13 protein-coding genes are annotated in these 11,911 nt (G+C 62.2%); 8 read left to right on the top strand and 5 right to left on the bottom strand.

Annotated elements, in window-relative coordinates; genetic code table 11:
• Window positions 1–125 precede the first annotated feature (125 nt).
• Window positions 126–518 (top strand): hypothetical protein, encoded by a 393-nt coding sequence (locus FJ954_RS30155; protein WP_181177948.1) that lies wholly within the window; start codon window positions 126–128, stop codon window positions 516–518.
• Between the two features lie 548 nt (window positions 519–1,066).
• Here the strand turns inward: FJ954_RS30155 and FJ954_RS30150 are convergent.
• Window positions 1,067–1,729 (bottom strand): outer membrane protein, encoded by a 663-nt coding sequence (locus FJ954_RS30150; protein WP_140665560.1) that lies wholly within the window; start codon window positions 1,727–1,729, stop codon window positions 1,067–1,069.
• Between the two features lie 187 nt (window positions 1,730–1,916).
• On the opposite strand from FJ954_RS30150, the gene FJ954_RS30145 reads away from it, so the two are divergent.
• Window positions 1,917–2,294, top strand: a complete 378-nt coding sequence (locus tag FJ954_RS30145; protein WP_140665558.1) for a hypothetical protein — start codon at window positions 1,917–1,919, stop codon at window positions 2,292–2,294.
• Window positions 2,295–2,378: 84 nt separating this feature from the next.
• On the top strand, window positions 2,379–4,196 hold the full coding sequence (gene ade / locus FJ954_RS30140; protein ID WP_140665555.1) for an adenine deaminase: 1,818 nt from the start codon (window positions 2,379–2,381) through the stop codon (window positions 4,194–4,196).
• Between the two features lie 24 nt (window positions 4,197–4,220).
• On the opposite strand, the gene FJ954_RS30135 is transcribed toward ade, so the two are convergent.
• Both FJ954_RS30135 and FJ954_RS30130 read right to left on the bottom strand, forming a co-directional pair.
• Complete coding sequence (locus FJ954_RS30135; RefSeq protein ID WP_140616944.1) at window positions 4,221–5,381, bottom strand: alpha/beta hydrolase; 1,161 nt, start codon at window positions 5,379–5,381, stop codon at window positions 4,221–4,223.
• Between the two features lie 143 nt (window positions 5,382–5,524).
• Window positions 5,525–6,598 (bottom strand): alpha/beta hydrolase, encoded by a 1,074-nt coding sequence (locus tag FJ954_RS30130; RefSeq protein ID WP_083883249.1) that lies wholly within the window; start codon window positions 6,596–6,598, stop codon window positions 5,525–5,527.
• Window positions 6,599–6,994: 396 nt separating this feature from the next.
• On the opposite strand from FJ954_RS30130, the gene ilvA reads away from it, so the two are divergent.
• Together ilvA and FJ954_RS30120 are read left to right on the top strand one after the other, a co-directional pair.
• Window positions 6,995–8,251: a threonine ammonia-lyase IlvA gene (gene ilvA / locus FJ954_RS30125; RefSeq protein WP_140665554.1), complete on the top strand. Its 1,257-nt coding sequence runs from the start codon at window positions 6,995–6,997 to the stop codon at window positions 8,249–8,251.
• A complete protein-coding gene (locus FJ954_RS30120) occupies window positions 8,248–8,802 on the top strand; it encodes a DUF1697 domain-containing protein (protein ID WP_023773109.1) in 555 nt (184 codons plus the stop codon). Before ilvA ends, FJ954_RS30120 begins: the two co-directional genes overlap by 4 nt.
• Window positions 8,803–8,849: 47 nt before the next feature.
• Here the strand turns inward: FJ954_RS30120 and FJ954_RS30115 are convergent, their stop codons facing one another.
• Both FJ954_RS30115 and gloA read right to left on the bottom strand, forming a co-directional pair.
• A complete protein-coding gene (locus FJ954_RS30115; protein ID WP_140665551.1) occupies window positions 8,850–9,143 on the bottom strand; it encodes a DUF2218 domain-containing protein in 294 nt (97 codons plus the stop codon).
• A 128-nt stretch (window positions 9,144–9,271) separates the two neighbouring features.
• On the bottom strand, window positions 9,272–9,712 hold the full coding sequence (gloA, locus tag FJ954_RS30110; protein ID WP_140665549.1) for a lactoylglutathione lyase: 441 nt from the start codon (window positions 9,710–9,712) through the stop codon (window positions 9,272–9,274).
• A gap of 217 nt (window positions 9,713–9,929) precedes the next feature.
• On the opposite strand from gloA, the gene FJ954_RS30105 reads away from it, so the two are divergent.
• Genes FJ954_RS30105 through FJ954_RS30095 form a run of 3 tightly spaced genes read left to right on the top strand, consistent with a single transcriptional unit; the run spans window position 9,930 to window position 11,896 of the window.
• Window positions 9,930–10,523 carry a cold-shock protein gene (locus tag FJ954_RS30105; RefSeq protein WP_140665573.1) on the top strand — a complete coding sequence of 198 codons (594 nt, stop codon included), beginning with the start codon at window positions 9,930–9,932 and terminating at the stop codon, window positions 10,521–10,523.
• Between the two features lie 23 nt (window positions 10,524–10,546).
• The gene (locus FJ954_RS30100; protein ID WP_140665546.1) at window positions 10,547–11,107 is read left to right on the top strand and encodes a DUF192 domain-containing protein; all 561 of its coding nucleotides are present in this window, start codon (window positions 10,547–10,549) and stop codon (window positions 11,105–11,107) included.
• 21 nt (window positions 11,108–11,128) lie between these two features.
• Window positions 11,129–11,896, top strand: a complete 768-nt coding sequence (locus tag FJ954_RS30095) for an alpha/beta hydrolase (RefSeq protein WP_015318062.1) — start codon at window positions 11,129–11,131, stop codon at window positions 11,894–11,896.
• Window positions 11,897–11,911: the final 15 nt, after the last annotated feature.

Below are 11,911 nucleotides of genomic sequence, written 5' to 3'. Positions count from 1 at the left end.
TATCTGTCCCATAGCTTATCCCTGAATGAAGGATCAGCATGACTGATTCCCCCACACTCCGGGACTAGACACCTAGGCGACCATCGAAAAAACCAGCGAAAAAGATGTCGGCCGGACCGCAAAGCTTGGCGCTGCGATTGGATGTCATGGGCGTAACCGCATACATGACCAAAGCTGCAATTGAGGACCTCATCAAAGAGCTAGTCAGGATTTGCGCGTCTGATCCGGAGGAACTCCACGATGTGCATCTTGCGATGCACTTCGGCGGCTGGACGCCCTCAGGCGAATATATCGCGCCGAGTTTCGGCCATCACCATGGGCTTGGATCAATCCTGACCAAACTGCGCAACGAGCAACTGAAGGATAGCATGACGGAGGCGGAAATCGAACGCGGCATTACGCCAGATGAGGCTTATCGGGCTTTCGATATTACCATCATGCATGTGTCCCCCGAGGTGGTTCAGCGCGTGGCCATCGAAAATGAAACGGCCGAAAGCAGCAGTACTGACCAGCCGTAGGAAATCTAAATTATGGTGTTTCCGGTTTGATTTCGGACACCGTCGGCCACTCGTTGGCAGAGCAAACGTATCCGCATTTGCCACACACTATCTTGGCGCTCTCGTCATGGACGTCTTCTCCCGGCTCAAGGTCAAAGCCGGGATTTCCGCACTTTGGGCAAACTGAGTAACCGGTACGTTGAACAACCCTAACCCACGCCATTCCCTTGCTCCAGTTGACGGCAGATTTTAAGTCCCTTGTGTCTACCAATTCCGCCACGTCCGCAGGCACGTCCTTTTCAGATGCCAGACACAGCCCGTCAAGTCGTGTTCTGCGGTGGCCGAACGCGCACCCAGAGGAGGTGGCATAACGATACTGGCGCGATCGCGGAATTATCCGCGCCGCGGGCATCGGTAAATATCTGCGTGGCGGATCTGATCCGCCTAGGCCGGCGCCTCTCAGGCCAACCCATCCCCCCGCCCACTTGGGGGCGCCGGCCGCCTCCTTTCCAGCAAGTAGCCGCCGCCGTTGTAAACCTAGGCCGTAAACGGCACCCGTGGAACTGCGTTCAGAATTTGTAGCTGAGATTGATGCCGACCGTGTTCAGTTTCACGCTCTGATCGCGGTCGTTGAAGGGGGCTGGTGCCTCGTGGTTCTCTGAGCCGAAGTCGTAGTAGCGATATTGCGCGCCGACGACGAACTTGTCTGTCAGCGCGTAGTCGACGCCTGCGCCCACGGTCCAGCCGACATTTGTGCCCGTGTTGTCGAACCCTGGCCCCAAGGTCTGCGACGTCTCGATGCCGGCAAAGGCAATGCCGCCGATGCCATAGACCAGCAGGCGGTCCATGGCGAAGCCGGCCTTGGCGTTGACCGACCCGAACCATTTGATGTCGGCGCCAAATGTATCTCCCAGGCCCGATTGCGCCGTGCCGTCGACCGAGGAATAGTTGAGGTCCGCCTCGGCGCCCAGCACTGCCTGATCAAACTGCCAGAGGCCGGCGACATGGCCGCCGACGAACCCGCCACCGACGTCCGGCGTGATGGAAAACGGCGCGCCTTCCGTCGTGGTGATCTCGGAGCGGCCCCAGCCATATCCTGCCTGCAGGCCCGCATAGTAGCCGGTCCAGTCGAAGCCAGGCGCGGTCATCGGCACATCGACTGTCGCGTCGGCAGCAAATGCCGGCAAGGACAGGGCAAGAAGACCGGCACTTGCGACCATCAGGCGATGCATCGAACTCCCCGAGAAGAGTCATAGATCCCAGGTCGGAGCCTAACCTGATTTGCGGCAGAACGGAATCGGATTTCTGCAAACGCGGTTAGCGTCCTCGCGGGTCTCAAGGAGTTGGCGGGTAGCGTCCTGCCGCGATTGCGGTGGCGCGCGCCTCGTGCGAAACACCGCCATCGTGAGAGGATCCTTCATGCGCATCTTGTTCCGCTTGGTCGCGGCCGTCGCGGCGGTGGTGCTGGTCGGTCAGGCCGCCGTGGCCGAACCGCTGACGCTTATCACTGCCAAGGCCGTGGCCGTTCCCGATTCTGTTTCGGGGCAGGCCATGCTCAGCCTGAAGCTCACTCCCGACAGCGGCAAAGCCTTTGCCAGGTTTACGGGGGCAAATGTCGGCAAGATTGTCGATCTCAGCATCGACGGCGCCGTGGTGATGTCGCCGCGCATCGTGGAGCCGATACGCGGCGGCGAAATCATGGTCAGCGGCACGTTCAAGGGCGGCGAGGTCGAGCGTATCGCCGAGCGGATTTCAGCCGGCGACGCCAAGGTCGAAGTCGACGTGAAACCCGGGTAATCCGGCAATCTCCAGGCAAATCCATTCTTCCTCGCTGGCCAAAACGCCGTCGGCTTGGCACAGTCGGACAAACAGGAGTCTTTGATGATCAGGAAGCCGCCCGTCCGCGCGACGAAACCCAAACCGTGGACCGAAATGGCGACCGATCTGGTCGATGTCGCGATGGGCCGCAAACCCGCAGATCTGGTCATCCGCAACGGGCGCTGGGTGAACGTCCATTCGGGCGAGATCATCGCCGGCACCGACATCGCCATATCAGGCGGCCGCTTCGCCTATTGCGGGCCGAATGCCAGCCACACGATCGGGCAGGGCACCAAGGTGGCCGACGCCGGCGGCCGCTACCTCGTGCCCGGCCTTTGTGATGCCCACATGCATGTCGAGAGCAGCATGGTCACAGTCACCGAATTCTGCCGCGCCGTCATCCCGCACGGCACCACCTCGATGTTCATCGATCCGCATGAGATCGCCAATGTGCTGGGCCTGCCAGGCGTGCGGCTGATGCATGACGAGGCGGTGGCGATGCCCATCAACGTGCATGTGCAGATGCCGTCCTGCGTGCCGTCGGCACCGGGGCTGGAGCATGCCGGCGCCGAGCTGACGGTCGCCGATGTCGCGGAAGCAATGACCTGGGAAAACATCATCGGGCTCGGCGAAGTGATGAATTTCCCCGGCGTCGCCGCCAACGATCCCGTCATGTCGGGCGAGATCGCCGCCACGGTTCAGGCTGGCAAGACGGTTGGCGGCCACTATGCCTCGCGTGACCTTGGCTTGCCGTTCCATGGCTACGTCGCCGGCGGCCCAGAGGACGACCACGAAGGCACGCGGGCCGAGGATGCCATCGCGCGCGTGCGCCAGGGCATGAAGGCGATGCTGCGGCTGGGCTCGGCATGGTACGACGTTGCCTCTCAGATCAAGGCGGTGACGGAGAGCGGCATTGATCCGCGCAATTTCATCCTCTGCACCGACGACAGCCACTCCGGCACTCTTGTCCAGGACGGCCACATGGACCGGGTGGTGCGCCACGCCATCCAGCAGGGGCTGAAGCCGGTGACCGCGATCCAGATGGCAACGCTCAACACCGCTCAGCATTTCAAACTGGAACGCGAGATCGGTTCGATCGCGCCGGGGCGGTTGGCCGACCTGCTGGTCGTCTCCGATCTCGCCGCAATGAGCATCGACGAGGTCTATGCGCGCGGCGTCAGGCTGGCCAAGGGCGGCAAGCTCGACATCGATATCCCGGCCTATGATTATCCGAAGACGGCGAAGAACACCGTCAAGTTGGGCAAGAAACTGAAGGCCGGCGATTTCGATATCGCGGCACCCAAGGGCGCCAACGAGGTGCGGGTGCGGGTGATCGGCGTCATCGAGAACCAGGCACCGACGCGGGCCCTGGAGGCCGATCTGCCGGTCGAGGACGGGCTGGTCGCGATGGACCGCCGCAACGACGTCTGTCAGATCGCGTTGGTCGAACGGCACAGGGGCACGGGTGGCGTCACCAATGCCTTCGTCTCCGGTTTCGGTTACATGGCCGACTGCGCCATGGCCTCAAGCGTCGCCCATGACGCCCATCACATCATCTGCGTTGGCACCAACAAGCAGGACATGGCGCTGGCCGTGAACCGACTGGGCGAAGTCGGCGGCGGGGTCGTGCTGTTCTCCAGGGGCAAGGAACTGGCGCTGGTCGAAATGCCGATCGCCGGACTGATGTCGGACGAGCGGGCCGAGATCGTCACCGCCAAGGCCGAGAAACTGACCGAGGCGATGCGCAAGATGGGTTGTTCCCTGAACAATGCCTACATGCAGCACTCGCTGCTGGCGCTGGTGGTCATTCCCGAGCTCAGGATTTCGGACGTCGGCCTGATCGACGTGACGACGTTCCAGAAGGTCGATCTGTTCGTCTGAGACCAGCCGTCCGCTCGTGGCTGCTCAGCCGCCGGTGGCGATGGTCAGCACCTTGAACGGCGTCGTGATAATGACTTCGGCGGCGGAGCCGACGACCTTCCCCAGGCCCTGACCGATATTGGCGAGCTGTGCGGGGTTCTCGTCCGCGGCGAGCCCGGCCGGCGTGCGCAGCCGGTCGCCCAGCAATTGCACCAGGAACGGGTTGTCGGCGAATTTCGCGTGGTTGAGACCGCCGTCACCGCCTTTCGTTTTGGTCAGATCGACCACCGACACGCCATAGGAGGCGAGATCGGCGGCATCGCCATAGTCGCCGACGCGCGGTTTGTCGCCGGAGATGAACGAGGACAATTTGAGCGCCCGGTCGTCGCCCGAAAGCAGCACGGCGAACGGCTTGTTGGGTTTGCCATAACGGATCATCTGCTTCTTGAACACGTCGACATCGATGTCCGGTGAGGCAAGGATGACATAACCCAGTTTGCCGCCGAGATCGCGGTCGCCGGTGATGGCAAGTTGGCGCAGCGCCTCCATCGTCAGCCAGGTTCCCATCGAATGGGCGATGATGTCGATGCTCTTGACGCGCGTCTTGGCGAGCATCCTGAGCGTTGCCTCGAGATCGTCACGGGCGGCGGTGGAACTGTCCTTGTCGTAGATGTAGCCCGTCGTCTTGGCGCTCGATGCCCATGAGAACAGCACCGGAGTGCCCGGATATTTGGTGTCGTGGGCGATCTGCGTCAGCCGGTAGATGCCGTCGTCGAAACCATTGTTGAAGCCATGCACGAAAACCAGCGCCCGGTCGCCGCGCATGGCGATGTCGGAGCCGACCGCCTTGGCGAATTGCGGCGCGCCTTCGTAGAGGGTGACGTCCGTGGCCGCAAAATCCTTGGCCGGATTGCTGTTGGCGGAACCCTTGGCGCGCTCGATGTTGCCGACCTGATGGCTCTTCGGAACCGTGACATCGACCCGCGCGAAACTGGTGGTCAGGGAACGGTCGCCGTCGAAGACCTGTCGCGGGTCCTTCACCGCTTTCTGGCGGGTGGTGGCGACAAATATCTCATGGGTGGCCGCAATATCGGATGCCGGTACGGTGACCGTCGTCTTGTTGAGCAGATCATGCGTATTTCCGGCGCAGCCAGCGACCAGCAGCGCGAACGCGACGACACCGAAACTCTTCAAGCCCAAGGCCACGCGTCGGCTCCCGCATAGGGGGACGTCAAACGCATGACGTCGCTCGATACTCCGATAAGGCCAGAGGCGGGCGCGGTCCAGTTCAAAGTGAGCCGATCGTTCGGCGATGCCGGACAGGCACGGCGAAATCCGCTGCGCCGCATCTACTGCCCAAGCAGGCTGATGCGGTCGGTCACGTCCCGGTCGCTGGCGAAACCATCGTCCTCGCGCAGCCGCTGGCCGATCATCTTCACCAGTGCCGGATTGTCGGCGAATTTCGTGTGGTTGAAGCTGTCGCTGCCCTTGACCTTGGAGAGATCGACGACCGTCACGCCATAGGAGGCAAGGTCCGCGGCATCCTTGTAGTCGCCGACGCGTGGGCGCGAGCCGGCGATCAGGCCGGACAATCTCAGCGCGCGATCGTCATCAGACAACAGCAGGATGAACGGCTTGTCCGGCTTGCCATAGCGGCGCATCTGGCTCTTGAACACATCGACGTCTATGTCGGGAGAGGCGAGCACCACATCGCCGAGCTTGCCGCCGAGGTCGCGGTCACCGGTGATGGCGAGTTGACGCAGTGTCTCCATCGTCACCCAGGTTCCCATCGAATGGGCGACGATGTCGATGCGCCGCGCGCCGCTCTGCGCCAGCATGCGCAACGTCACTTCGAGCTGGTCGCGGGCGGCACTGGCACTTTCCTTGTCATAGACATAGTCGGTGGTCTTGGCTCCCGAGGCCCACGAGAAAAGCACCGGCGTTCCCGGATAACCGGAATCGTGGACGATCTGGGTCAAGCGGTAGACGGCGTCGTCGAAGCCGGTGTTGTAGCCGTGGACGAAGACCATGACGCGGCCGCCGCGTGCCGCTATGTCGGCGCTGAGCGCGCTGGCGAATTTCGGCTGCGTGTCGTAGCCGACGACTTCGGAAGCCATGAAATACTTGGCCGGATCGTTCGATTTGCCGCGTGAGCGCCGCTCGATCTGCCCGGTCTGGTGGAGACCGGGAACGGTGACGTTGACGCGGGCGTAGTTCAGCGTCGCCGAGCGTTCGCCGTCGAAAACCTTGTTTGGATCGTCGGAGGCCTTACGGGTCGTGGCAATGAAGATCGAGTGGTTGCCTGCGATTTCCGTCACCGGCGCGGACATGACCGCGCTGCCGAGCAGTTCCTCGGTTTTGCGGCCGCCGCAGCCCGCCACCAGCAGCGCAAGCGCAAGAATGCAAATCGTCTTCAAATGCACGTCAAAAATCCACTCGAGCCCAAAAAGGGCCAATCCACCCTCCGCGATATCTCCCCAGCAGGCGAAGTGCGGCGGAAGTAAGTCGTGTCCAGCCAAAATGCGGTCGGCGCCTCGCGACCGCGGGCGCAGTGTTGCGCGAAAGCCAAAGCGGGTGGCAAGGCCGCAACGTCGCACAAGTCAGGCACCTGCAACTGGCCGGATGTCGAACTTCCGCGTCCACCAATGCGCGGCTCAGCGCGACGAAGAGGCATGAACAAACGTCCCCAAGTGCTTGCTAGCATTTCGGGAAGGCGCCGTTGCGGGCACGGGCTCGACCGGGCAATGGTCTTGCGGGGCCGGATGTGTAATAGGGTTCTCCTCTAACTCGCCCGCGGGCGATCCCGGGATGATCTTGCCATGACCAGCTTTTCCTCGCGCGTCGCCACCGCCGCCTCCGCGATCCGCCAGATCTTCCCGGAAACGCCGCTGCAGGAAAATGACTATCTGTCGAAGAAGACCGGCGCGCGGGTGCTGCTGAAGCGCGAGGATTTGAGCCCCGTGCGCTCCTACAAGATCCGTGGCGCCTTCAACTTCTTCCGCAAGGCGCTTGGCGAAGGCAACCAGGCCGAGCTGTTTGTCTGTGCGTCCGCCGGCAACCACGCGCAGGGCTTCGCCTTCGTCTGCCGCCATTTCGGCAAGAAGGGCGTGGTGTTCATGCCGGTGACGACGCCGCAGCAGAAGATCGACAAGACCAGGCTGTTTGGCGGCGATTTCGTCGAGATCAGGCTGGTCGGCGATTTCTTCGACGACTGCTACCGCGCCGCCTTCGAATTCACCGAAAGATCCGGTGCCCACATGGTGCCGCCCTTCGATCACAAGGATATCATCGAGGGTCAGGCGACGGTCGCCTACGAGATCGCGGACCAGATGCCGGGCGGGCGCATGCCCGACATCGTCATGCTGCCGGTGGGTGGCGGCGGGCTCGCCGCCGGGGTGACGCACTATTTCGCCGATCAGGGCCGCGAGGCGCGTTTCGTCTTCTGCGAGCCGGCCGGCGCGCCGAGCCTGCGCGAGAGCCTCGCCGCGGGAAAACGGCTGAAGCTCGCCAAGGTCGACAACTTCGTCGACGGCGCGGCGGTCGCCGAGATCGGCCGCGAACCTTTGCGCTATCTCAAGGAGTTTGCCGCCGACAGCGTGCGGCTCATCCCGGAAAACCGGCTCTGCGCGACCATGATCGAGATGCTCAACATCGAAGGCGTGGTCCTGGAGCCCGCCGGCGCGCTGGCGATCGACGCGCTGAAGGATTTTTCCAGGAAGGAGATCAGGGGCAAGACCATCGTCGCCGTGGTGTCTGGGGGCAATTTCGATTTCGAGCGGCTGCCGGACGTCAAGGAAAGGGCGCTGCGCTTCGAGGGCCTGAAGAAATACTTCATCATCCGTTTTCCGCAGCGGCCGGGCGCGCTGCGCGACTTCCTCGACATGCTGGGTCCCGACGACGACATCGCCCGCTTCGAATATCTGAAGAAGTCGGCGCGCAATTTCGGCTCGGTGCTGATCGGCATCGAAACCAAGGATCGGCGCAATTTCGATCTCCTTGAGGCAAATTTCGAGGCCGAGGGCGTCCAGTATCAGGACATCACCGAAAACGAGACATTGGCCGGGTTCATCATATGAGCGGAAAGATCTTCATCGCCCTGTTTTCCGGCATCAATGTCGGCGGCAACCGCATCGTCAAGATGGCGGAGTTGCGGGCCTTCTTCGAGGATCTCGGCTTTTCCGATGTCGCCACCTATGTGCAGAGCGGCAATGTCGTGTTCCGGGCCGACAAGGGTGATGCGGCCGCGCTGACCAAACGGATCGAGGCGGCCTTCGAGACAAAATGGGGTTTCCATTCGCGCATCATGGTGCGCGATTTCGAATGGTTCGAAAGGCTGGTGCGCGAAAATCCATATCCGGAAGCGGCCGCCGACCACACAAAGCTCCACGCCTATGCGCTGGAGCGTGAGCCGACCGCCGACGAGGTGGCGCGGTTGGCGGAAAAGTGCACTGGTCCCGAGCGTTTCGAGGTCAAGGGCGACGTGCTCTACCTCAGCGCGCCGGATGGGCTCGGCAAATCGGTGTTCGCCAACCTCATTCCGCGCACGTTGAAAGTGCCGGGCACGGCACGCAATTGGCGTTCGGTGCTGGCGCTGCTGGAGATGGCGGGCAAGTCCGGCAGCGATTGATCCGTGCGTCTCGCCGGAAATGCGGGGCGGCGACACGCATGAACGAACTACGCCGCCTCGGCGCGTTTCCACTCGAAGGCCAGTTCTTCGCGGAACGCAAAGCGCTTGATGTGGTCGGCAACGACGCTTTCGAGGCGCTCGATCGAAGCGGGCTCGTCGGTCGACACCGTGATGTGCAGCGCTGCCCCGTCGGCGTCCATGACCGTACGGCCGAGTGAAAGGTCGATGATGCCGTGGTTGGGGTCGAACTCGACTGGAAACTTGTGCGCCCAATGCTTGCACAGTTGTTGCAGATAGCGGCTTGCATGGGCCGTGGCGACATTGGCATGGCTGGTCGGCATGAAGGTTCTCCGAAGCTCAATCTCATGACGAGGCGCCGCTCTTCCGGGCAGGCGCCATGGCTGCATAGATAGGCACAACCTCGCCAAACACCATCGAGTGGCCGCCGGCCACTCGAAAAGGTGATCGACTACCAGCTTCCGGTATTCGCCATCGATGCCCACGGCTCGGCCTTGGCCTTCGCTGGGCCTTTTTGCAGAAGCTCGATGGAGATGCCGTCAGGCGACCTGACGAAGGCCATGTTGCCGTCGCGCGGCGGTCGGTTGATGGTGACGCCATTGTCCATCAGATGCTGGCAAGTGGCGTAGATATCGTCGACCTCATAGGCGAGGTGACCGAAATTGCGCCCGCCCTTGTAGTCTTCCGGATCCCAATTGTAGGTGAGTTCGACCAGCGGCGCCTTCTCGTTGATGCCGCTCTGCTCGTCTTCCGAAGCGGCCAGGAAGATCAGCGTGAAGCGGCCCTGCTCGTTTTCATAGCGGCGAACTTCCTTCAGGCCGAGCTTGTTGCAGTAGAAATCGAGTGAGGCATCGACATCGGCGACGCGGACCATGGTGTGCAGATAGCGCATGTGTTTTCCTCGATCTGTTGGGTTGCGGCGCAACATAGGGTCGGCCCGGTCAAAGGGCAATCGTGAGGCGGCAAGCGGTGCCGGCAAAGAACAAATCCGGTATTCCCGCAATGAACCGTGAAAAAAGGCACGTCAGGTCTTGCACACACCGGAAGCCGCGGTGTTAATCTGGTGTCAAGAATCAGTTGCGGTGTTCTTGAATAAAGGGGGCATTCTTATGGGGGAAAAGGCCTCTTTGACGGGGCGGGCCAATACCCTTGGCGACGCTTTGACTCGCGATGAAGGCGGCGATGCCGACCTGGCCGAGATTGCCGGCGCCATCAAGTGGTTCGATGTGGCCAAGGGCTATGGCTTTATCCTTCCCGATGACGGTGTTTCGGGCGATATCCTCCTCCATGTGACTTGCCTTCGACGGGACGGCTTCCAGACTGCCCTGGAAGGCGCGCGCGTGGTCTGCCTTGTCAAGCAGGGTGAGCGCGGGCTGCAGGCGTTCCGTGTGCTTTCCATGGATGTCACCACCGCCGTCCATCCCGCGGAAATGCAGGAACAGCGCACCCACGTCTCGGTGACTCCGGAGAGCGGGCTCGAACGCGCTTTGGTCAAATGGTTCAACCGCACCAAGGGGTTTGGTTTTCTGACGCGCGGCGAGGGCACCGAGGACATTTTCGTCCATATGGAGACCTTGCGCCGCTACGGCATCACCGAGCTTCGGCCAGGGCAGGTCGTGCTTGTCCGTTTCGGCCGCGGTGACAAAGGCCTTATGGCCGCCGAAATTCACCCCGATATGGGCACCTTGCCGGTCTCGCACTAGGGCGATCCGGCCGAGGATTTCATATGACACACAGGAACGGGCTGACGGCGGGCGTGATGTGCGCTGTGGCTGCCGTCATGGTCGCCGCCGCCGCATTCTTCTATTTCCAGGTACCCAGCGCGGCCGATGGCCGGGCCATGATCCTTCCCGTCGATCCCGCGCCGCTGGTTGTGGCGACGAAAAGCGGAGATCGCTCGTTTTCCATTGAAGTCGCCGACACCGACGCGGAGCGGGAGGCCGGGCTGATGTATCGCCAGGAGATGGCGGACGACCATGGCATGCTGTTCGTTTTTCCGATCCAGCAACAGGTCGGCTTCTGGATGAAGAACACGCCGATGCCGCTTGACCTGATCTTTATTGGTCAGGACGGCAAGATCCGGGCTGTCAAACAGGGCGTACCGCAGTCCGAGGCCGTCATTTCACCTGGCGTACCCGTGCGTTTCGTACTTGAACTCAAGGCCGGCACGGCCGCCAGGAACGGCATCGAATATGGCAATCTGTTGAGCCATCCGGCCATCGGCACGGTCTCCGGTCCGAGCTCGCCGCCGGCGGACAAGGGCGATGCGCCAAGTGGCGGCGGCTGAATGCCGATGGTGGTGTAGCCGATGCAGTTTTTCTCTCATGACGGGTTCGATCTAGCCTTCCTCGACCGCCAGCCGGCATCTGGCGAGGGCGATCCGGTGCTCATGATCCACGGCTTTGCATCGAGCCATTATGTCAACTGGGTGTCGCCCGGCTGGTTCAAGACGCTCAACGATGCCGGCTACCGCGCCATTGCCTTCGACAATCGCGGCCACGGCTCGTCATCCAAGAGCTATGAGGAGGCCGACTATACACCGGCGAAAATGGCTTCGGACGCGGCAGCCCTGCTCGGTCATCTCGGCATCGAGCGCGCCCATGTCATGGGTTATTCGATGGGCGCGCGCATCGCGGCCTTCCTGGCACTGTCCGACCCGGACAAGGTGGCGACGCTGGTTTTTGGTGGCCTCGGCATCGGCATGATCGATGGAGTAGGCGATTGGGATCCGATCGCGGCCGCCCTTCTGGCCGAGGATCCGGCCGCGACCACCCATCCGCGCGGTCGCTCTTTTCGCGCCTTCGCCGACCAGACCCGCAGCGACCGCCGGGCGCTTGCCGCCTGCATCGTCACCTCACGGGAACTGCTTGATGAGCAGGATATTGCCCGCATCGCCCAGCCGACGCTGATCGCGGTCGGTACCACCGACGACATTGGCGGATCGCCGGACGAGCTTGCGGCGCTGATGCCGAACGCCAGGGCCTTCCACATCGAGGGCAGGGACCATATGCTGGCCGTCGGGGACAAGACCTTCAAGCAGCGCGTGCTGGAGTTTTACGCCGAAAATCCGCTCTGAGGCTCCGGAGTTTGG

The sequence above is a fragment of the Mesorhizobium sp. B2-3-15 genome (assembly GCF_006442875.1).
Classification (GTDB): domain Bacteria; phylum Pseudomonadota; class Alphaproteobacteria; order Rhizobiales; family Rhizobiaceae; genus Mesorhizobium; species Mesorhizobium australicum.
This window is presented reverse-complemented; position numbering and strand designations above follow the sequence as displayed.

Bases quoted from the DNA above. Each gene is read 5' to 3' on its own strand.
- FJ954_RS30150 (WP_140665560.1), bottom strand. From the start codon at position 1,729: ATGCATCGCCTGATGGTCGCAAGTGCCGGTCTTCTTGCCCTGTCCTTG.
- FJ954_RS30145 (WP_140665558.1), top strand. From the start codon at position 1,917: ATGCGCATCTTGTTCCGCTTGGTCGCGGCCGTCGCGGCGGTGGTGCTG.
- ade (WP_140665555.1), top strand. From the start codon at position 2,379: ATGATCAGGAAGCCGCCCGTCCGCGCGACGAAACCCAAACCGTGGACC.
- ilvA (WP_140665554.1), top strand. From the start codon at position 6,995: ATGACCAGCTTTTCCTCGCGCGTCGCCACCGCCGCCTCCGCGATCCGC.
- FJ954_RS30120 (WP_023773109.1), top strand. From the start codon at position 8,248: ATGAGCGGAAAGATCTTCATCGCCCTGTTTTCCGGCATCAATGTCGGC.
- FJ954_RS30115 (WP_140665551.1), bottom strand. From the start codon at position 9,143: ATGCCGACCAGCCATGCCAATGTCGCCACGGCCCATGCAAGCCGCTAT.
- gloA (WP_140665549.1), bottom strand. From the start codon at position 9,712: ATGCGCTATCTGCACACCATGGTCCGCGTCGCCGATGTCGATGCCTCA.
- FJ954_RS30105 (WP_140665573.1), top strand. From the start codon at position 9,930: ATGGGGGAAAAGGCCTCTTTGACGGGGCGGGCCAATACCCTTGGCGAC.
- FJ954_RS30100 (WP_140665546.1), top strand. From the start codon at position 10,547: ATGACACACAGGAACGGGCTGACGGCGGGCGTGATGTGCGCTGTGGCT.
- FJ954_RS30095 (WP_015318062.1), top strand. From the start codon at position 11,129: ATGCAGTTTTTCTCTCATGACGGGTTCGATCTAGCCTTCCTCGACCGC.